The sequence below is a fragment of the Streptomyces sp. NBC_00659 genome, from assembly GCF_036226925.1.
Lineage (GTDB): Bacteria > Actinomycetota > Actinomycetes > Streptomycetales > Streptomycetaceae > Streptomyces.
On record NZ_CP109031.1, the window covers coordinates 2,089,505 to 2,110,077 of the forward strand.

The following is a 20,573-nucleotide window of genomic DNA, read 5'->3' on the forward strand; positions in this document are numbered from 1 at the left end:
TGTCTGCGCCCCGCTGCCCGTCCGCCCGGCCGTGAGGCCGGGCGGACGGGCGGACGGGCGGACGGGCGGACGGGCGGACGGCGGGCGTCAGGCTTCCGAGGGCCTGCGCGCCGATGTCACGCGGTACACGTCGTAGACGCCCTCGACGCCTCGTACGGCCTTCAGGACGTGCCCCAGGTGCTTGGGGTCGCCCATCTCGAAGGTGAACCGGGAGGTGGCGACCCGGTCGCGCGAGGTCTGGACGGCCGCGGACAGGATGTTGACGTGCTGGTCGGACAGGACGCGGGTGACGTCCGACAGCAGCCGGGACCGGTCCAGGGCCTCGACCTGTATGGCGACCAGGAAGACCGAGGACTGGGTGGGCGCCCACTCGACCTCGAGGATGCGTTCGGGCTCGCGCGAGAGCGAGTCGACGTTGACGCAGTCGCTGCGGTGGACCGAGACACCGCTGCCGCGGGTGACGAACCCGATGATCGGGTCGCCCGGCACCGGTGTGCAGCAGCGGGCGAGCTTGACCCACACGTCGTCGACGCCCTTGACGACCACCCCGGGGTCGTTGTTGCTGCGCCGCTTGCGGCCACGGCCCCGAGCGGACGGTACGGCCTCGTCCATCTCCTCGGTGGCCGCCTCCTCGCCGCCGAGCGCCTGGACGAGCTTCTGGACGACGCTCTGGGCGGTGACGTGCCCCTCGCCGATCGCCGCGTACAGCGACGAGATGTCGGGGTAGCGCATCTCGTGGGCGAGAGTGACCAGGGAGTCGCCGGTGAGGATCCGCTGGATCGGCAGGTTCTGCTTGCGCATCGCGCGGGCGATGGCGTCCTTGCCGTGCTCGATCGCCTCGTCACGGCGTTCCTTGGAGAACCACGCGCGGATCTTGTTGCGGGCCCGCGGCGACTTCACGAAGCCGAGCCAGTCGCGGGAGGGGCCCGCGCCGGCCGCCTTGGAGGTGAAGACCTCCACCAGGTCGCCGTTGTCCAGGGTCGATTCGAGGGGCACCAGGCGGCCGTTGACCCGTGCTCCTATCGTCCGGTGGCCGACCTCCGTGTGGACGGCGTACGCGAAGTCCACCGGTGTCGCACCGGCCGGAAGCGCTATGACGTCGCCCTTCGGCGTGAAGACGAAGACCTCGTTGCGCGACAGGTCGAAGCGCAGCGACTCCAGGAACTCGCTGGGGTCCTCGGTCTCCTTCTGCCAGTCGAGCAACTGGCGCAGCCACGCCATGTCGTTGACGGTGTCCTGGCCCGCGCTGCCCTTGGCCGCCCGGGGCACGTCGGTGCGGATCTTGGAGGAGCCGGCGACGGTCTCCTGCTTGTACTTCCAGTGCGCGGCGATGCCGTACTCGGCACGGCGGTGCATGTCGAACGTACGGATCTGGAGTTCGACGGGCTTGCCGTTGGGGCCGATCACCGTCGTGTGCAGCGACTGGTACATGTTGAACTTCGGCATCGCGATGTAGTCCTTGAACCGGCCGGGGACCGGGTTCCATCGCGCGTGCACGGTGCCGAGTGCCGCGTAGCAGTCGCGGACGGTGTCCACGAGGACGCGGATGCCCACCAGGTCGTAGATCTCCGCGAAGTCACGGCCGCGGACGATCATCTTCTGGTAGACGCTGTAGTAGTGCTTCGGGCGGCCGGTGACGGTCGCCTTGATGCGGGCCGCGCGCAGGTCGGACTGGACCTCGTCGGTCACTATGGCGAGGTACTCGTCGCGCTTGGGGGCGCGCTCGGCGACCAGGCGCACGATCTCGTCGTACATCTTGGGGTAGAGGATCGCGAAGGCGAGGTCCTCCAGCTCCCACTTGATGGTGTTCATGCCCAGGCGGTGGGCGAGCGGCGCGTAGATCTCCAGGGTCTCGCGCGCCTTCTTCTCCTGCTTCTCGCGCTTGAGATAGCGCATGGTGCGCATGTTGTGCAGGCGGTCGGCGAGCTTGATGACCAGGACGCGGGGGTCCTTTGCCATCGCCACGACCATCTTGCGCACGGTCTCGGCCTGGGCGGCCTCGCCGAACTTGACCTTGTCCAGCTTGGTGACGCCGTCGACGAGCAGCCCGACAGGTTCGCCGAAGTCGCGGCGCAGGGTGTCGAGGCCGTACTCGGTGTCCTCGACCGTGTCGTGCAGCAGACCGGCCATGAGCGTCGCCGGGTCCATGCCCAGCTCGGCGAGGATGGTCGTGACGGCGAGCGGGTGCGTGATGTACGGGTCGCCGCTCTTGCGCTTCTGGCCGCGGTGCCAGCGCTCGGCGACCTGGTACGCCTTCTCGATCTGCCGGAGCGTCGACGTCTCGATCTTGGGGTCGTTGCTGCGGACTATGCGCAGCAACGGTTCCAGAACCGGGTTGTACGGGTTCGAGCGCTGGACGCCCAGACGGGCGAGGCGGGCTCGGACGCGGTTCGAGGAGCCGCCGGAGCGGGTGGGCTGCGCTGCCGTGGGACGGACCGCCGGGGTGTTCGCGGGGCGCTCGGGCGGCACCGGCTTGGGACGTGCTCCCTCGGCCGCCGCTCCGTCGGGCGCGGACTGGGCGTGCTCGACCGGCCCGCTCGCTCCGTTTTGTGCGGGCTTCTCCGCGGCACCCGGGGCGGGCTCGGGCTGGGTGGAGGCGGTTCGCTCCAGGCGTTCCGCGCTGGGGGCGAGTGGCTGGGCCTCGTCTGGCAAGAGGGCTCCTCGTGCGCGATCCGGGTCCCCCGGTCAGGCTCCGGAAACCCCATGGTAGCGATCCTTCGCGCCGGACTCGCTGTCGGCCGCCGGCAGCGGCCTCACAGGGGAAACGCCGGAGGCGGGCGCCGGATTCCTCCGGGCCCGCCTCCAGGGTGTCCTACGGGTGCCTCAGGCCTTTCGGGGGCCTTTCCGGGAGCGGACTCCCGGGTGGCGCGCACGCGGTCCTCAGACCGTCAGGAGCGCCTCCAGGGGAGCCCCGGCCAGGGCCGGCTCCAGACGGCCGCGGCCGCCCAGGAAGCCGAGCTCCATCAGCACGGCGACGCCCGCGACCTCGGCGCCCGCCCGGCGGATGAGCTGGAGCGACGCCTCGGCGGTGCCGCCGGTGGCGAGGACGTCGTCGACGACCAGCACGCGGTCGGCCGCGCTCAGGTCCTCGGCGTGCACCTCGATCTCGGCGGAGCCGTACTCCAGGTCGTACGCCTGCGACAGGGTCGCTCCGGGGAGCTTGCCCGCCTTGCGCACGGGGATGAAGCCGATGCCCGCGTGGACGGCGACCGGGGCCCCGAGGATGAAGCCGCGGGCCTCCAGACCGACGATCTTGGTGGCGCCGTTGCGCACGGCGATCTCCGCCAGGGCGCCGGTCAGGGCGCCGAACGCGGCCGGGTCGGCCAGGAGCGGGGTGATGTCCTTGAACATCACTCCCGGCTCCGGGTAGTCGGCCACGTCACGGATACGGCTGGTCAGCAGCTCTTCGATGCCGGTCATCGGCGCTTCCCCGAGGGGCGGCCGCGGCCGCGGGCGCGGGACGCGGGCTGGTTACGGGGGCCGACGACCGCCGGGGTGACGTCGTCCGGCTCGCCGTCCTCGTACGACGGCTCGGCGGCCTGCGGCTCCAGGGACTCGCCCTTGGCGGCCGCCTGGGCCCGCTTGGCGAGGACCCGCTTGCGCAGGGCCTTCATCTCCGGCTCGCGCTCCTTGAGGTCGGCGACGAGCGGCGTGGCGATGAAGATCGAGGAGTACGCACCGGCCGCGAGACCGACGAACAGCGACAGCGAGATGTCGTTGAGCATGCCGGCGCCGAGCACACCGCCGCCGATGAACAGCAGGCCGGCGACCGGCAGGAGCGCGACCACCGTGGTGTTGATGGAACGCACCAGGGTGCTGTTGATCGAGCGGTCGGCGACGTCGCTGTAGGTCCAGCGGGTCTGCTTGGTGATGTCCTTCGTCTGCTCCTTGAGGCTGTCGAAGACGACGACCGTGTCGTAGAGCGAGTAACCGAGGATCGTGAGCAGACCGATCACGGTGCCCGGGGTGACCTCGAAGCCGACCAGGGCGTAGATGCCGACCGTGATGGTGATGTCGTGGATCAGGGCCACCAGGGCGGCGATGGCCATGCGCCACTCGAAGGCGATCGCCAGGTAGATCACGACCAGGACCATGAAGATCGCCAGGCCCTCCCAGGCCTTGTTGGCGATCTGGTCACCCCAGCTCGGACCGACCAGGTCGGCGTTGATGTCCTCGGAGTCGACCTTCAGGTCCGCGGCGAGCTTCTGCTTGATCGAGTCGGACTTGTCGGTGTCGATACCGGCGATCTGGATGCGCAGGCCGCCCTTGCCGAGCTGCTGGACGATCGCGTCGTGGCCGGAGGCCTCCTCCGCGATCGTCTCGGCCTGGCTCACCGAGACACTGCTCTTCCCGGTGGTGGTGAAGACGGCGCCGCCCTGGAACTCGATGCCCATGTTCAGGCCGCGCACCGTCAGGCCGAGGATGGCCGTGATGGTGATCAGGATCGAGACGCCGTACCAGATCTTGCGCTTGCCGACGAAGTCGTAGCCGATCTCGCCGCGGTGGAGCCGGGCGCCGAGGGTGCCGAGTTTCGACATCTCACGCCTCCTTCGTGTCGACGGGGGCGGACGCGCGACGGGTGCGGCGCAGCGGCGGCTTGGCGCCCAGTCGCTTCGGGTCGAGGCCGGACCAGCTGTGACCCTCCGCGAAGAACTTCCTGCGGGCGAGGATCGTCATCAGCGGCTTGGTGAAGAAGAACACGACGACGACGTCGAGCACGGTGGTCAGACCGAGGGTAAACGCGAAGCCCTGGACCTTGCCGACGGTGACGATGAAGAGCACGGCGGCGGCCAGGAACGACACGAAGTCGGAGACCAGGATGGTGCGACGGGCACGCGGCCAGGCACGCTCGACGGCCGGGCGCAGGGTGCGGCCCTCGCGGATCTCGTCACGGATGCGTTCGAAGAACACGATGAACGAGTCCGCGGTGATACCGATCGCGACGATCGCACCGCAGACGGCCGGGAGGTTCAGCGCGAAGCCGATGGCCGGGCCGAGCAGCGCCATGAGCACGTAGGTGAGGATCGCCGAGACACCCAGGGACGCGATGGCGATGACCGACAGGCCCCGGTAGTAGATCACCAGGTAGAGGACGACCAGGGCGAGGCCGATGGCGCCCGCGATCAGACCGGCGTGCAGCTGCTCGCCACCGAGCGCGGCGGTCACCGTGGTGACGCTGGACTCCTTGAAGCTGAGCGGCAGGGCGCCGTACTTCAGCATGTTGGCCAGGTCTTCGGCCTCGGTCTGGGTGAAGCTGCCGGAGATCTCGGCGGGACCGCTCAGCGACTGGCTGACCGAGGGGTCGGAGACGACCTGGCCGTCGAGGACGATCGCGAACTGGTTCTGCGGCTGCTGGTTCTGGGCGAGCTTGCCGGTGATGGCGGCGAACTTCTTGGAGCCACCGGACGTGAAGTCCATGGTGACCTTCCAGCCCGCGGCGGTCTGCGTGTCGAAGAGCGCGCCGGCCTTCTTGATGTCCGTGCCGGCCACCTCGGCCGGGCCGAGGATGTACTTCTGCCACTCACCCGCGGAGTTCTTGTCCTGGCCGCAGGCCACGATCGGGTCGGTCGGCTTGGTGCCAGCACCGGCCTTGGCACGGACCGACTTGTCGGTGCAGTCGATCGCGGCGTACTCGGCCTGAAGCTTGGCGGTCGCCGGGTCCACGCTGGCGCTCGCGGACGGCGAGGCGCTGGCGGAGGCCGAGGCGCTCGGGGTGCTGCTCGCGGACGGCGAGGAGCCCGCCTTCAGGGCGTCGGTGACCACACGGCCCTGGGTGGTGGCGGAGGCCGACGGCGTCGCGGAGGACGAGGAGGACGGGGTCGCCTTGTCCTCGGCCTTGCCGGAGGCACTGCTGGAGGCGCTCGGCGACGGGCTGGACGATGCCGCCGCCCCGGAGACGTCGGTGATCAGCACGGGACGGAAGTAGAGCTTGGCGGTGGTGCCGACCTGCGCGCGGGCCTGCTCCGAGTTCGTGCCCTTGGGGATGTTGACAATGATGTTGTCGGAGCCCTGGGTCTGAACCTCGGCCTCGGAGACACCGAGACCGTTGACACGGCGGTTCATGATGTCGACCGCGGTGTCCATGTTGGTCTTGTTGATCGCGTTGGGCTGGCCCGGCTCGTTCTTCGCCGTGAGCGTGATGCTCGTGCCGCCGGCGAGATCGATGCCAAGACGCGGAGTGGTGTGCCCGGAGGCGAACATCCCCCCGGTGAGCGCCGCGATGGCGATCAGGATCAGGGCCAGCGAGCGCCCCGGCCTGCTCTGGGCGCTCGCGCTCCGGCCCTTCTTCGGTGCTGCCACCTTCTCGTACTCCCTCTCGGGCCGCCCTGCGCCGGGTGAGCGCGGAACGGCCATGCCATGGTGTCGGGACTCCGTGCGAGAACAGCACGTCCCGGGAGGTGTGCGGCGCGAGCGGATCGGGCCGTACTCCCGGGTCGTGACTACTTCGCGTCGGCCCCGCCGTCGGTCTTCTTCGGCTCCGCGTCGGCGACGGCCTCGTCGGCCTTCGCCGCGACGGCCTCGTCGGCCGGCTTGTCCGCCGCGTCCTTCTTGCCGAGGTCGAGGGGCTTGTCGTCGGAGGCGTCGGAAGAGGCGTCGGCGGCGGGCTCGTCGGTCTCGGTGAGGGAGGAGGCGTCGTCCGGCACGACGGTTCCGTCGGCCTTCAGGTCGTGCTCGATGCCGTGAACGATGCGGTTGTACTCGTCGTCCGTGAGGACGGCGCCGATCGCGTTCTTCGCGAAGAGCAGGTCGACGCCCGGGGCGGCGTCGAGGAGGACCGTGTCCTCGTTGACCTCCTTGACGGTGGCGTACATACCGCCGATCGTGCGCACGCCCGAGCCGGGCTGCAGCTCATTGCGCATGGAAGCCGCCTGCTGCTGCTTCTTCTTGGCCGACCGGGTCATCAGGAACATGGCCCCGATGAGCACGATGAACGGGAGGAGGGTCAGAGGACTCACGGGTCGGGACTTCCTTCTTCAACCGCAAAGGTGAGCGGCCTGCTGGATGGGGGTATGTATGCCGTCGACAAGGGCGGCATCGGCGGAGTCTAAGCGAGTCCGCACTCAGGGAACAACGCTCAGCATGGCACCGGGGTTCCTGCCCCGGTACGTACGCACGCCGTCACGCCCCGAACAGGTCTTCTTGTCCGTTTCCGCCTGCCGAACGGCGGGGCGGCGTGAGGCCGAGATGCGCCCATGCCGCGGGTGTCGCCACCCGGCCACGGGGAGTGCGCGCGAGGAGTCCCTCCCTCACGAGGAAGGGCTCGGCGACCTCCTCCACGGTCTCACGCTCCTCCCCCACAGCGACAGCAAGTGTGGACAATCCGACAGGGCCGCCGCCGAAAAGCTTGATCAGGGCTTCGAGAACTCCGCGGTCGAGCCGGTCCAGACCCCGCGCGTCGACCTCGTAGACCTTCAGGGCCGCGTTGGCGATCTCCCTGGTGATGATCCCGTCCGCTCTGACCTGCGCGTAGTCGCGTACGCGGCGCAGCAGGCGGTTGGCGATACGGGGCGTGCCACGGGAGCGGCCGGCGATCTCCGCGGCGCCCTCGGCGCCGATCTCGACGTCCAGAAGGCCGGCGGAGCGGTGGACGACCCGCTCCAGTTCGGCGGGTTCGTAGAACTCCATGTGCGCGGTGAAGCCGAAGCGGTCGCGCAGCGGCGGGGGCAGCAGTCCCGCGCGGGTGGTGGCGCCGACCAGCGTGAACGGGGGCAGCTCCAGCGGGATGGCGGTGGCGCCGGGGCCCTTGCCGACGATGACGTCGACGCGGAAGTCCTCCATCGCCATGTAGAGCATCTCCTCGGCGGGCCGGGACATGCGGTGGATCTCGTCGAGGAAGAGGACCTCGCCCTCCTGGAGGGAGGAGAGGATCGCGGCGAGGTCGCCGGCGTGCTGGATGGCGGGGCCGCTGGTGATGCGGATGGGGGCGCCCATCTCGGCCGCGATGATCATGGAGAGGGTGGTCTTGCCGAGGCCCGGGGCGCCGGAGAGCAGCACGTGGTCGGCGGTGGCCCCGCGCGCGCGTGCGGCGCGCAGGACCAGGTCGAGCTGCTCGCGGACCTTTTCCTGGCCGATGAACTCGTCCAGGTCCTTGGGGCGCAGGGCGGCCTCGACGGCCTGGTCCTCTCCGTCGGCGACCGATCGCACCAGCCGCTCCGCGGTGGCGCCGACGAGCCGCTCGTCTGCGGCTTCGTCTGTCGTGTCGTCCCAGTTCATCGGTGGTGCCTCGCGGTCTCGTGGTGGTGGGGCGGTCGGCGGTGCGGCGGGCCGCACCGGGGCGCGCGCCCGTCCCGGGGGCCCGGGCCGTTCAGCGTGTCCGGTTCAGGGTCTGCAGGGCGGCCCGGAGGAGCCGGCCGACCTGCGGGGTGCCCTCGGCGGCCTCGGCCTGCGGGGCGACGGCGGCGACCGCCTCGTCGGCCTCGCGGGTCGCGTACCCGAGGCCGATGAGCGCGGCGTGCAGCTGTTCGCGCCAGCCGGCGGTGACCGCCGTGCCGATGGCGGGGCCGCCGGGGCCGAGGGGCTCGCCGAGCCGGTCCTTGAGGTCCAGCAGCAGCTTCTGGGCGCCCTTCTTGCCGATGCCGGGGACGGCGATGAGGGCCTTCTCGTCTCCGGTGGACACGGCGCGGCGCAGGGCGTCGGGGCTGTGCACGGCGAGCATCGCCTGAGCCAGGCGCGGGCCGACGCCGCTCGCGGTCTGGAGCAGCTCGAAGACCTGGCGTTCGTCGTCGTCGGCGAAGCCGTAGAGGGTGAGCGAGTCCTCGCGGACGACGAGGGAGGTGGCGAGTTTGGCCTGCTGTCCCGTGCGGAGCCCGGAGAGCGTATTGGGCGAGCACTGGACGGCGATGCCGATGCCGCCGACCTCGACGACCGCGGAGTCGGGGGCGAGGGCGGCGACCGGGCCGCTGACGAAGGCGATCATGCGGTACGGCCTTTCGATGCTTGGTGCGAGGCGTGCGCGGCTGCGGCCTGCTGAAGTCTGTTCTGCGCGACGGCCCGGTCGGGGCCGATCCGCGCGGCGGCCTGCTGAAGTCTGGTCTGGGCGGGGGCGCGCCAGATGTGGCAGATGGCGAGCGCGAGGGCGTCCGCCGCGTCGGCGGGCTTGGGCGGCGCCGAGAGCCGGAGCAGCCGGGTGACCATCGCGCCGACCTGGGCCTTGTCCGCGCGTCCGCTGCCGGTGACGGCGGCTTTGACCTCGCTCGGGGTGTGCAGGGCGACGGGGATGCCGCGCCGGGCCGCGCAGAGCATGGCGACGGCGCTGGCCTGGGCGGTGCCCATCACGGTCCGGACGTTGTGCTGGCTGAACACGCGCTCCACGGCGACGTACTCGGGTTCGTACTCGTCGAGCCACCGCTCGATCCCCTGCTCGACGGCGACCAGGCGAAGACCGAGCTCGGCGTCCGCGGGGGTGCGCACGACTCCGACGCCGAGCATGGTCAGGGGCCGCCCAGCGACTCCTTCGACCACTCCGACACCGCACCGGGTCAGCCCGGGGTCGACACCCAGCACCCGCACCCGGGCCCTCCTTCGATCGCGCACGTCGTCACCGGGGGTTTCCCCGGTTCGTGCAGGCTATCGGGTGCCACTGACAGAGCGACGGGCCGACGGGGGGTGTCCCGTCGGCCCGTCGCTTCGGGCAGGCCCTCGGTCAGGCGTCGACCTTCTCCATGACCTCGTCGCTGACGTCGAAGTTGGCGAAGACGTTCTGCACGTCGTCGCTGTCCTCCAGGGCGTCGATCAGCTTGAAGATCTTCCGGGCGCCCTCCTCGTCGAGCTCGACCTGCATGGTCGGGACGAAGTTGGCGTCGGCGGAGTCGTAGTCGATGCCGGCTTCCTGGAGCGCGGTGCGCACCGCGACCAGGTCGGTGGCCTCGGACAGGACCTCGAAGGACTCACCGAGGTCGTTGACCTCCTCGGCGCCCGCGTCGAGCACGGCACCGAGGACGTCGTCCTCGCTCAGCTCGCCCTTGGGGACGATGACGACGCCCTTGCGGTTGAACAGGTACGAGACGGAGCCGGGGTCGGCCATGTTCCCGCCGTTGCGGGTCATGGCGACGCGGACGTCCGAGGCCGCGCGGTTGCGGTTGTCGGTGAGGCACTCGATGAGCACGGCGACACCGTTCGGGCCGTAACCCTCGTACATGATCGTCTCGTAGTCCGCGCCACCGGCCTCGAGACCGGCGCCGCGCTTGACCGCGGAGTCGATGTTCTTGTTCGGGACCGAGCTCTTCTTGGCCTTCTGGATGGCGTCGAACAGCGTCGGATTGCCGGACACGTCGGCGCCGCCCGTGCGGGCCGCGACCTCGATGTTCTTGATCATCTTCGCGAAGAGCTTGCCGCGCTTGGCGTCGATCACGGCCTTCTTGTGCTTCGTCGTAGCCCATTTAGAGTGGCCGGACATCTGCCTGTCTCCTTCGCGTAACCCAACCTGTACGGACTCCCCCAGACATTGGGAGCCTGGGAAGACCCCACAGATCCTACAAGGACGCCGGTGTCCGGTTCGCGCGCACCATGTCGACGAACAGACCGTGCACGCGGTGATCGCCCGTCAGTTCCGGGTGGAACGACGTGGCGAGCGCGTTTCCCTGGCGTACCGCGACGATGTGGCCCTCATGCTCGGCGAGCACCTCGACCTCGGCGCCCACGGACTCGACCCAGGGGGCGCGGATGAAGACGCCCTCTACAGGATCGCCCTCGACGCCCTTGACGTCGACCGCCGCCTCGAAGGACTCGTTCTGCCGTCCGAAGGCGTTGCGGCGCACGATCATGTCGATGCCGCCGATGGTCTCCTGGCCCGAGCGCGGGTCGAGGATCTTGTCGGCGAGCATGATCATGCCGGCGCAGGTGCCGTAGACGGGCAGGCCGTCGCGGACCCGTGCGCGCAGCGGTTCCATCACTCCGAAGAGGACCGCCAGCTTGGAGATGGTGGTGGACTCGCCGCCGGGGATGACCAGGCCGTCGATCTCGGCGAGCTCCTCGGGGCGCCGCACCGGCCTGGCCACGGCGTCCGCCGCGGCCAGGGCGATGAGGTGTTCCCGTACGTCGCCCTGGAGAGCCAGGACGCCAATGACAGGAGTGCTCATGTGACTACCAGCCGCGGTTGGCGTAGCGCTCGGTCTCGGGGAGGGTGTCGCAGTTGATGCCGACCATGGCCTCGCCGAGATTGCGGGACGCGTCCGCGATGATCTTCGGGTCGTCGTAGAAGGTGGTGGCCTTCACGATGGCGGCGGCGCGCTTGGCCGGGTCGCCGGACTTGAAGATGCCGGAGCCGACGAAGACGCCCTCGGCGCCGAGCTGACGCATGAGCGCGGCGTCGGCGGGGGTGGCGACACCACCGGCGGAGAACAGCACGACCGGCAGCTTGCCGAGCTCGGCGACCTCCTTGACGAGCTCGTACGGGGCGCGCAGGTCCTTGGCGGCGGCGTACAGCTCGTTGTTGTCGAAGCCGCGCAGGCGGGCGATCTCGTTCTTGATCTGGCGCAGGTGGCGGACGGCCTCGACGACGTTGCCGGTGCCGGCCTCGCCCTTGGAGCGGATCATGGCCGCGCCCTCGGCGATACGGCGCAGGGCCTCGCCCAGGTTGGTGGCACCGCAGACGAAGGGGGTGGTGAACGCCCACTTGTCGGAGTGGTTGACCTCGTCGGCCGGGGTGAGGACCTCGGACTCGTCGATGTAGTCGACGCCGAGGGACTGAAGGACCTGGGCCTCGACGAAGTGGCCGATGCGGGACTTGGCCATCACCGGGATGGAGACCGCCTCGATGATCTCCTCGATCATGTTCGGGTCCGACATCCGGGCGACGCCGCCGTCCTTGCGGATGTCGGCGGGGACCCGCTCCAGGGCCATGACGGCCACGGCGCCGGCGTCCTCGGCGATCTTCGCCTGCTCGGCGTTGACCACGTCCATGATCACACCGCCCTTGAGCTGCTCGGCCATGCCGCGCTTGACGCGGGCGGTACCGATCGCAGTGTTCTCGGCGGAGTTGGGGAGGGTGCTGGACACGGGTTGACCTCACTCGGTGAAAGAGGATTTCTGCAGCTCCGAGGAAACGCGAGGTGACCAGTCCACTGCAAGGGCCAATGGGGAGGCGGTGGATCGTTTTCGTCCCCGCCCACCCCTGTACATCAGGTCGTCGGGCGGTCCGCCAGGGCCGTCGGGGGCTCGTCGTCCATCTCGAAGGCCATCGGGAACGGGGCATGGCCCGCGAGGCGGAACCAGCGGACCTTGCGGTGGCGGCGCAGGGCTCGGGCGGCGCGTACGGCGTCGTTGTGGAAGCGCCGCGCCATCGGCACCCGGCGCACGGCCTGGGCCAGCTCGCCGGCCGCCTCCTCGCCGCCGGGCACCTCGCGTACCGCCTCGACCTGCTGTGTCTCCCCGAACACCGCCCGCAGTGCCTGGCTCAGCTCGCTCTCGGCCACCTCACGCTGCTCCTCCTCGGCCTGCCGGGCCGCGTGCGCCGCTTCGTAGAGCACGATCGAGGCGGCCGGGTCGAGCACCCCGGAGGTGGCCAGCTCCTGGGTCACGGAGGCCCGGCGCAGCAGTTGCGCGTCGAGAGCGGCGCGGGCGGCGTCGATGCGGGCGTGCAGCCGGTCGAGCCGCCCGGCGGTCCAGCTCAGGTAGAGGCCGATCGCGACAAGGCCGACGAGGATCCAGATGAGGGTTGCGGTCACGGGCGGCAAGGCTACCCGTGCCGGTCACCGGCCCGCCGGGGCCCGCACCACGACGTGAGCCCCGCCCACAGGGCCGCCACCGCGGCCCACGGCAGGGCCGCGCGGCCCGGGGCGGTCCATCCCGCCGGGACGTGCGTGCGGGGTGTCAGTCCCGGGCCAGGCCGAAGCGGGCTCGGAGACCCGTGCGTTCGTCCGTGGCCACCGCGGCGGCGCCATCCGTCACCGTCTCGTACACGGACAGGATGTCCGCGCCGACCGTCGACCAGTCGAAGCGCCGTACGTGCTCGCTCCCCCGCTCCCGCAGCGCGGCCCGGCGGTCCGGGTCGGCGAGCAGCCGCAGCGCGGCGGCGGCCAGGTCGTCGGCGTCCTCGTTGGCGAACAGCTCACCCGCCGCGCCCTGGTCGAGGACCTGGGCGAACGCGTCGAGATCCGCGGCGAGCACGGGTGCTCCGGCGGACATCGCCTCGACCAGGATGATCCCGAAGCTCTCGCCGCCCGTGTTGGGCGCGACGTAGAGGTCGATGCTGCGCAGGAAGCGGGCCTTGTCCTCGTCGCTGACCATGCCGAGGAACTCGACGCGCGAACGCATCTCGGCGGGCAGAGACTCCACGGCCTCCTTCTCGTCGCCGCGCCCGGCGACCAGCAGCCGCGTCTGCGGGCGCTCGGCCAGGATCTTCGGCAGGGCCTTCATGAGCACCGGCAGGCCCTTGCGGGGCTCGTCGATGCGGCCGACGAACCCGATGGTGTCGCCCTGCCACTCGGGCTTGGGCTTGGCACGGGCGAAGAAGTCGACGTCGACGCCGTTCGGGATGACGACGGCGTCACCGCCGAGGTGCTCGACCAGGGTGCGCCGGGCGTACTCGCTCACGGCGATCCGCGCGCTGATCTTCTCCAGGGCGGCCTGAAGGATGGAGTACGCGGCGACCATCGCCCGCGAGCGCGGGTTCGAGGTGTGGAAGGTCGCGACGATCGGGCCCTGCGCCGCCCAGCACGTGAGCAGGCCGAGCGACGGCGAGGACGGCTCGTGGATGTGCACCACGTCGAAGGTGCCGTCGTGCAGCCAGCGCCGCACCCGGGCCGCCGACAGGAAGCCGAAGTTCAGCCGCGCCACCGAGCCGTTGTACGGAACCGGGACAGCGCGGCCCGCCGAGACGACGTACGGCGGCAGGGGCGTGTCGTCGTCCGCGGGGGCGAGGACGGACACGTGGTGCCCGAGGCCGATGAGGTGTTCGGCCAGGTCGCGGATGTGGAACTGGACGCCGCCCGGGACGTCCCAGGAGTACGGGCAGACGATGCCGATCCTCACGAGGCCCTCTTCTCGGGATCCGCTGTGCCGGACCCCTCTGGGGGAGCCTTCCCGGCGTCGAGGTCCTTGAGCCACAACCGCTGCAACATGTGCCAGTCCTCCGGGTGCTCGGCGATGCCGTGGGCGAAGGCGTCGGCCAGCGCCTGTGTCATGACAGACGTCTTTTCGGCACGGGTGCCTGCCTCGGGGACCTCGACGGGCGGATGAATCTGGCCCCGCATGACGGGCGAGTCGTCGTACCAGAGCGTCACGGGCAGCAGGAGGGCGCCGGTCTGCTGGGCGAGCAGGGCGGGCCCGGCGGGCATCCGAGTCGTCTCGCCGAAGAACTCCACCTCGACGCCCGAGGCGGACAGGTCCCGTTCGGCGACCAGGCAGATCAGTCCGCCGTCGCGCAGGCGCCGGGCCAGCGTGCCGAACGCGGCACCCCCGCTGTGCGGCAGGACCTCCATGCCGAGGCCCTCGCGATAGGCGACGAAACGGTCGTACAGCGATTCGGGCTTGAGGCGTTCCGCGACGGTCGTGAACGGCGTCTTGAGGCCGGTGGTCACCCAGGCGCCGGCGAGGTCCCAGTTCGCCATGTGCGGAAGGGCCAGGATGACGCCCCGGTCGGAGGCGATGCCGTCGGTGAGGCGGTGCTCGTCCTTGGCCTCGAAGCCGTTCGCCACCCGCTCCTCGCTCCACGCGGGAAGCCGGAACGACTCCATCCAGTAGCGCAGGTACGAACGCATGCCGGCCCTGGAGAGCTCCGCGAGCCGCTGCGGTGTCGCGTCCGGCACCACGCGCGCGTAGTTGCTCTCCAGTCGCTGGACCCCCTTGCCGCGCCGCTTCCAGGCGATGTCGGCGATCGTGCGGCCTAGGCCCACGGCGACCGGCTCGGGAAGCTTCTTGACGACGCTCCAGCCCACGGCGTAGGCACCGTCGACCAGCCTGTCCCGCAGGCTGGTCACGAGGTGGCCTCACTGCTCTGCCCGGCGACCCCGGCGTCCGCCTCGGCGGCCTCCCGGCGGACGGTGACGACGCGCTGGATCAGCGTGACGAGGCTGCCGACGGCGACGATCCACAGCGCGATGGGCAGCAGCACCTGGACGCCGGGCACACCGAACGTGTGCAGTCCCGCCAGACCGGCCGCGACCAGCGAGATCACCAGCCGCTCCGCGCGCTCGACGAGACCGTTGACCGCGACCGGCAGGCCGATCGACTCGCCGCGGGCCTTGGTGTACGACACCACCTGGCCGCTGGCGAGACAGAAGATCGAGACGGCGCACAGGACGTTGTCGTCACCGTTGCCCGCGTACCAGAGCGCGAAGCCGCCGAAGATCGCGCCGTCGGCGACCCGGTCGAGGGTGGAGTCCAGGAAGGCGCCCCAGCGGCTGGAGCGGCCGAGCTGGCGCGCCATGTTCCCGTCGACCAGGTCGGAGAACACGAAGAGCGTGATGACGATCGTTCCCCAGAAGAACTCTCCCCGGGGGAAGAAGACCAGCGCCCCCGCCATGACTCCGGCCGTGCCCAGGAGGGTGACCGTGTCGGGGCTCACCCCCCGGCGGACGAGAAACGCGGCGAACGGTGTGAGGACACGCGTGAAGAATGCACGCGCGTACTTGTTCAGCATGGCCTTCCCGAGGGTCGGTGTCGCCGGGGGCCCCTGCTGGCCGTCGGCTGGCCCATCGTAGTCACGCGTGCGCTTGTGCGATGGCCGGGCACCCGCGCCCCGTGTCACGACCCGATGCCGCCGGTGTCACGGCGCGATCGCGTCCCTTGTATGGACGCACAGTGACGCGAGTGCAAAGCTCGAAGGACCGCGGGCGTCACCGGTGCCGCCACCGCACGCGGCTTCGGCATGTCCCGCGCCCACAGAGACCTCACCGTGCACGGGAGGCAAGGCCATGGGCGACAAGGCGAACACACACACCGGAGCCGCCGGCAGGGCTACGGCGGCCGACCACCCCGCGTCCGTACGGAATGTGGTGCTGGTCGGCCACAGCGGATCGGGCAAGACGACATTGGTGGAGGCTCTCGCGCTGACGGCGGGAGCGGTGAACCGGGCGGGCCGCGTGGAGGACGGCGGCACCGTCTCGGACTACGACGAGATCGAGCACCGGCAGCAGCGTTCGGTGCAGCTCTCCCTGGTGCCCGTCGACTGGGACGGGCTGAAGATCAACCTTCTCGATACTCCTGGATACGCCGACTTCGTCGGCGAACTGAGGGCCGGTCTGCGAGCGGCGGACGCGGCCCTCTTCGTCGTCTCGGCCTCGGACGGGGTCGACGGCTCGACCCGCATGCTGTGGGAGGAGTGCGCGGCCGTCGGCATGCCCCGGGCCATCGTGGTCACCCACCTCGAATCGGCCAGGTCCGACTTCGAGGAGATGACCGCGATCTGCGCGCAGGCGTTCGGCGGCGACGACCCCGACGCCGTCCTGCCGCTGTACCTTCCGCTGCACGGCGCGGCGGGGCCGGACGGGCACGCGCCCGTGACCGGCCTGATCGGCCTGCTCACCCGGCAGTTGTTCGACTACTCCTCCGGGGAGCGCAAGGAGGCGGATCCGGGGCCCGAGCAGCAGCCGTTCATCGACACGGCCCGCAACCGGCTGATCGAGGGGATCATCGCCGAGAGCGAGGACGAGACGCTCATGGACCGCTACCTCGGCGGCGAGGAGATCGACCTCAAAACGCTCGTACAGGACCTGGAACAGGCCGTGGCCCGCGGGAGCTTCTTCCCCGTGCTGGCCGCCGCGCCCGCCGCCGAGGGAGCCCGGCAGGGCCTCGGCACGGTCGAACTCCTCGAACTGATCACCGGCGGCTTCCCCACCCCGCTGGAACGTCCGGCGCCCGCGGTGACCACGCCGGACGGCGCACCGCGCGAGGTGAGGGCCTGCGACCCGGACGGCCCGCTGGTCGCGGAGGTCGTGAAGACCGCGTCCGACCCCTACGTGGGCCGGGTCTCCCTGGTCCGGGTCTTCTCCGGGACCCTTCGCCCCGACGCGACGGTGCATGTCTCCGGGCACGGGCTGACCGACCGCGGACACGAGGACCACGACGTCGACGAGCGGATCGGCGCCCTGTCCGCGCCGTTCGGCAAACAGCAGCGCGCCCTCACCCACTGCATCGCGGGCGACCTCGCCAGTGTGGCGAAGCTGAGCCGCGCCGAGACGGGAGACACTCTTTCGGCCAAGGACGACCCGCTGCTGATGAAGCCGTGGCGGATGCCCGACCCGCTGCTCCCGCTCGCCATCGAGGCGCACAGCAAGGCGGACGAGGACAAGCTCTCCCAGGGGCTCGGCCGGCTGGTGGCCGAGGATCCCACGATGCGTCTGGAGCAGAATCAGAACACCCATCAGGTGGTCCTGTGGTGCCTGGGCGAGGCACACGCGGACGTCGCCCTGGAACGGCTGCGCAACCGCTACGGCGTGCAGGTCGACGTGGTGCCGCACAAGGTCTCCCTGCGCGAGACGTTCGCCGGCCCGTCCGCCGGGCGCGGACGCCATGTCAAACAGTCCGGCGGGCACGGCCAGTTCGCGATCTGCGAGATCGAGGTCGAACCGCTGCCGAACGGCTCGGGCATCGAGTTCGTGGACAAGGTCGTCGGCGGCGCCGTGCCCCGGCAGTTCATCCCCTCCGTGGAGAAGGGGGTGCGCGCCCAGGCGGCCAAGGGCGTGGTCGCCGGCTATCCGCTCATCGACGTACGGGTCACGCTGAAGGACGGCAAGGCGCACTCGGTGGACTCCTCCGACGCCGCGTTCCAGACGGCGGGCGCGCTCGCGCTGCGCGAGGCGGCCCGTGACGCCACGATCCATCTCCTGGAGCCGGTGGCGGAGGTGACCGTCCTGGTCGGCGACGACTACGTGGGCCCGGTGATGAGCGACCTGTCGGGACGGCGAGGCCGGGTGGTCGGCACCGAGCAGGCGGCCGGCGGGCGCACGCTCGTCCGTGCCGAGGTGCCCGAGATCGAGATCGGGCGGTACGCCGTGGATCTGCGGTCCGTCTCGCACGGCACCGCGCGCTTCGACCGGAGCTACGCACGGCACGAACCCATGCCGCAGCACATCGCCGAGCGGCTCCGCGAACAGGAGGCGAGCGCCTGAGGCCAGGGGGACTTCGGGCGCTTCGCCGGGGGTTTCATCCGTCGGTGGGCGGCTTCGGCCGTCCGCCGACGAATGTCGGCCGCGGCCGATACTCTGAGAACTGATCAAGACGAAGACCTGATCAACAGGTGTGCGGGACACCGAAGTCGGGAAGGCCGCAGGAGCGGGTGCGGCGGCGATGGGGGCGGAAGTGGCGTTCGACGGTTTCGATTTCACTCCCGGGGCGCAGGTGCCGCTCACGGGCTCCGCGGGGCAGACGGCGGCGACCTTCGCCCTGGCCTCGGCGGCGTACCGCGACAGTCCGATGGAGGAGATCCTCAAGGCCGACAACGAGTGGCACCAGTCCACGGTGAAGGCCGGCCGCATCAAACTGTTCACGCCGAATCTCGGCGAGGCCTTCGCGGGGGCCGTCACGGCCCGCATGCTGGGCGCGGGCCGCGGTGCGCTCATCCAGTCCTTCGGCACCGAGCCGCAGGTCGTCGTGGAGCACTGTCTCGCGGCCACCAACATCCGCCGGGAGCGCGACAACTGGCTCTCGGCCGTCATGGTGCTCTGCGGGCTGCTGTTCCTGCCCGGACTGCTGATCTGGCTGATGGTCTTCCAGATCCGTACGCAGATCGCCAAGCGCGCGGACAAGCGGGGGTCCGCGCTCGGCACCACGCTCCTGTTCGCCGTCGGCGCCCTGGCCGTCCTCTTCCTCATCCGTATGCCGTTCACCGGCTTCTGGGCCTGGTACGCGCGCGCCGCGGTGGTCCTCCCGGTCGTGGGCTGGCTGTGGGCGAAGCGGATCTGTGAGCGCACCGCCAAGGATCTGCGGGAGCGCTGGGACAGCATGCTGTCGGGCGGCGGCATCGGCGCCAAGATCCCCGAGGCGGTGCCCGGCAGCCCGGGTGAGACGGCGGCGGAGCAGCTGCGCCAGTCGCTCGCCCGGCTCACCGCGGAGCAGCAGTCCAACTCGGTCTTCTACGCGGGCCCCAAGGGCATACTCGGCATGGGCACCCGCTGGGGGAGCTGGCAGCTCGCCGAGAACCTGGTGGCGCAGGACCCGAAGAAGGAGATCCACCCCTTCCGCAGCTGGGACGTCATCCGCAGCATCCACGACAAGTTGCGCATGCTGGAGCGCGGCCCGCTCAACACCGGTGGTTTTCCGGCGCCTTCGATAAAGCACTGGATCGTCACACCGATCGGCGAGAACGCGAAGTCGGTGTCCCGGCCGGGCGGCACGGACGTCGACGCCTACACGATCAAGACGCACGCCGTGCAGGACATCTGCAACAAGCAGCAGTTCGGCAGCGGCGACCGGCACTATCTCGGGGTCCAGTGGACGCTCTGGGACGGCCAGTTGATCATCACGATGATGATCACGGTGACCGTCCTGCACGAGACGCTGCGCATCGAGGTGACCGGGCATGCGCTGGGACCGGTGAACCCGCTGTTCACCAGCAAGCCCGAAGCCCCGTCCAAGCAGATCGCGAAGACCGTCAAGTTCTGGGAGACCCGCACGGTGAGCCTGCCGCTGGTCACCGCGGACGAGGTCGTGCGGCTCGCGGCGCGGGCGCCCCTGACCTGGTATCCGCCGCTGCTGAACTGGCTCGGCGGCAGCCTCGCGCTGCCCGAGCCGTTCGGGCTGCGCCACGCCTGGGCCGATCAGCCGTGGCGGCACCGTTTCATGGCGGACGACGCGCTGCGGGCCGCGACGCCCGTGCTGCGCGTGGTGCACGCGGCGGCGATCAGGGTCCTTGAGGAGAACGGCGTCGACACGGAGAAGTTCGGCAGCCGCTCGGCGTTCCTGAGCACGGCGGTCCAGGACCCCTCTCCGCGCAAGGCCGACGTGTACGACGCGTAGCCGCACGCCTGAAACGAGACCCGGACGCGGACACCGGACGGGCTCCGGACGGCGGACGAGCCCCGACGCGGAGGCGGACGGGGCGCCCGGTGGGGCGCCCCGGGCCGGCTAGGCGGTGGGCCAGGCCTCCGCCAGCATCGTGCGGGTGTCCGCGAGAAGCTGCGGCAGGACCTTGGTGTGGCCGACGACCGGCATGAAGTTGGTGTCGCCGCCCCAGCGGGGCACGATGTGCTGGTGCAGATGGGCGGCGATGCCGGCGCCCGCGACCGTTCCCTGGTTCATGCCGATGTTGAAGCCGTGGGCGCCGGAGGCGGTGCGCAGGGCGGTCATGGCCTGCTTGGTCAGCTCACCCAGTTCGGCCGTCTCCGGCCCGGTGAGGTCCGTGTAGTCGGCGACGTGCCGGTAGGGCACGACCATCAGGTGTCCACCGTTGTACGGGTAGAGGTTGAGCACCGCGTACACGTGCTCCGCGCGCCTCACGATCAGCCCGTCCTCGTCGGACTTGGCCGGTATCGAGCAGAACGGACAACCGTCGTCGGCCCCCGGGCCGGTGGGCTTGTTCTCGCCCTGGATGTAAGCCATCCGGTGGGGCGTCCAAAGGCGCTGGAACGCGTCCTGCGTTCCCACTCCGATCTGCTGCTCCGGCTCACTCGTCATGTGTTGCAGCATATTGCTTC

Annotated in this window: 18 protein-coding genes; 2 read left to right on the top strand and 16 right to left on the bottom strand. The window is 70.5% G+C overall.

Annotation, left to right across the window (positions count from 1 at the left end; translation table 11 throughout):
* Positions 1-87: 87 nt before the first annotated feature.
* The 15 genes from OG410_RS08930 to pgsA all read right to left on the bottom strand — a co-directional run bounded on the left by OG410_RS08930 (position 88) and on the right by pgsA (position 15,580).
* Positions 88-2,652, bottom strand: coding sequence for a RelA/SpoT family protein (locus tag OG410_RS08930; protein ID WP_329298623.1), 2,565 nt, complete (start codon positions 2,650-2,652; stop codon positions 88-90).
* Between the two features lie 228 nt (positions 2,653-2,880).
* Entirely contained in the window at positions 2,881-3,420 is a 540-nt protein-coding gene (locus tag OG410_RS08935) for an adenine phosphoribosyltransferase (RefSeq protein WP_326788903.1), read from the bottom strand.
* Positions 3,417-4,538 (bottom strand): protein translocase subunit SecF, encoded by a 1,122-nt coding sequence (gene secF / locus OG410_RS08940; RefSeq protein WP_329298624.1) that lies wholly within the window; start codon positions 4,536-4,538, stop codon positions 3,417-3,419. The genes OG410_RS08935 and secF overlap by 4 nt, the downstream gene beginning before the upstream one ends.
* 1 nt (position 4,539) lies before the next feature.
* Positions 4,540-6,300 carry a protein translocase subunit SecD gene (gene secD, locus OG410_RS08945; protein WP_329298625.1) on the bottom strand — a complete coding sequence of 587 codons (1,761 nt, stop codon included), beginning with the start codon at positions 6,298-6,300 and terminating at the stop codon, positions 4,540-4,542.
* Positions 6,301-6,440: 140 nt separating this feature from the next.
* Positions 6,441-6,956 (bottom strand): preprotein translocase subunit YajC, encoded by a 516-nt coding sequence (yajC, locus tag OG410_RS08950; protein ID WP_329298626.1) that lies wholly within the window; start codon positions 6,954-6,956, stop codon positions 6,441-6,443.
* 163 nt (positions 6,957-7,119) lie between these two features.
* Entirely contained in the window at positions 7,120-8,214 is a 1,095-nt protein-coding gene (gene ruvB / locus OG410_RS08955) for a Holliday junction branch migration DNA helicase RuvB (protein WP_328667091.1), read from the bottom strand.
* 91 nt (positions 8,215-8,305) lie between these two features.
* Positions 8,306-8,917, bottom strand: coding sequence for a Holliday junction branch migration protein RuvA (gene ruvA, locus OG410_RS08960; RefSeq protein WP_329298627.1), 612 nt, complete (start codon positions 8,915-8,917; stop codon positions 8,306-8,308).
* Positions 8,914-9,510 (bottom strand): crossover junction endodeoxyribonuclease RuvC, encoded by a 597-nt coding sequence (gene ruvC / locus OG410_RS08965; protein WP_326788897.1) that lies wholly within the window; start codon positions 9,508-9,510, stop codon positions 8,914-8,916. Before ruvC ends, ruvA begins: the two co-directional genes overlap by 4 nt.
* A 133-nt stretch (positions 9,511-9,643) precedes the next feature.
* Positions 9,644-10,396 (bottom strand): YebC/PmpR family DNA-binding transcriptional regulator, encoded by a 753-nt coding sequence (locus OG410_RS08970; RefSeq protein WP_116503363.1) that lies wholly within the window; start codon positions 10,394-10,396, stop codon positions 9,644-9,646.
* Between the two features lie 76 nt (positions 10,397-10,472).
* Complete coding sequence (pdxT, locus tag OG410_RS08975) at positions 10,473-11,078, bottom strand: pyridoxal 5'-phosphate synthase glutaminase subunit PdxT (protein WP_329298628.1); 606 nt, start codon at positions 11,076-11,078, stop codon at positions 10,473-10,475.
* Positions 11,079-11,082: 4 nt separating this feature from the next.
* Positions 11,083-11,997 carry a pyridoxal 5'-phosphate synthase lyase subunit PdxS gene (pdxS, locus tag OG410_RS08980; RefSeq protein ID WP_103547817.1) on the bottom strand — a complete coding sequence of 305 codons (915 nt, stop codon included), beginning with the start codon at positions 11,995-11,997 and terminating at the stop codon, positions 11,083-11,085.
* A gap of 122 nt (positions 11,998-12,119) precedes the next feature.
* Complete coding sequence (locus OG410_RS08985; RefSeq protein ID WP_329298629.1) at positions 12,120-12,665, bottom strand: hypothetical protein; 546 nt, start codon at positions 12,663-12,665, stop codon at positions 12,120-12,122.
* Positions 12,666-12,810: 145 nt separating this feature from the next.
* Positions 12,811-13,971: a glycosyltransferase family 4 protein gene (locus OG410_RS08990; protein WP_329298630.1), complete on the bottom strand. Its 1,161-nt coding sequence runs from the start codon at positions 13,969-13,971 to the stop codon at positions 12,811-12,813.
* Complete coding sequence (locus tag OG410_RS08995; protein ID WP_329298631.1) at positions 13,968-14,918, bottom strand: phosphatidylinositol mannoside acyltransferase; 951 nt, start codon at positions 14,916-14,918, stop codon at positions 13,968-13,970. The genes OG410_RS08990 and OG410_RS08995 overlap by 4 nt, the downstream gene beginning before the upstream one ends.
* A complete protein-coding gene (gene pgsA, locus OG410_RS09000; protein ID WP_329298632.1) occupies positions 14,915-15,580 on the bottom strand; it encodes a phosphatidylinositol phosphate synthase in 666 nt (221 codons plus the stop codon). The genes OG410_RS08995 and pgsA overlap by 4 nt, the downstream gene beginning before the upstream one ends.
* A 274-nt stretch (positions 15,581-15,854) precedes the next feature.
* Between pgsA and OG410_RS09005 the strand changes: the two genes are divergently transcribed.
* Positions 15,855-18,050 (top strand): elongation factor G-like protein EF-G2, encoded by a 2,196-nt coding sequence (locus OG410_RS09005; protein ID WP_329298633.1) that lies wholly within the window; start codon positions 15,855-15,857, stop codon positions 18,048-18,050.
* 178 nt (positions 18,051-18,228) lie between these two features.
* Positions 18,229-19,896, top strand: coding sequence for a hypothetical protein (locus OG410_RS09010; protein WP_329298634.1), 1,668 nt, complete (start codon positions 18,229-18,231; stop codon positions 19,894-19,896).
* 108 nt (positions 19,897-20,004) lie between these two features.
* Here OG410_RS09010 and OG410_RS09015 read toward each other — a convergent pair whose 3' ends face one another.
* The gene (locus tag OG410_RS09015) at positions 20,005-20,565 is read right to left on the bottom strand and encodes an HIT family protein (RefSeq protein ID WP_329298635.1); all 561 of its coding nucleotides are present in this window, start codon (positions 20,563-20,565) and stop codon (positions 20,005-20,007) included.
* Positions 20,566-20,573 lie beyond the last annotated feature (8 nt).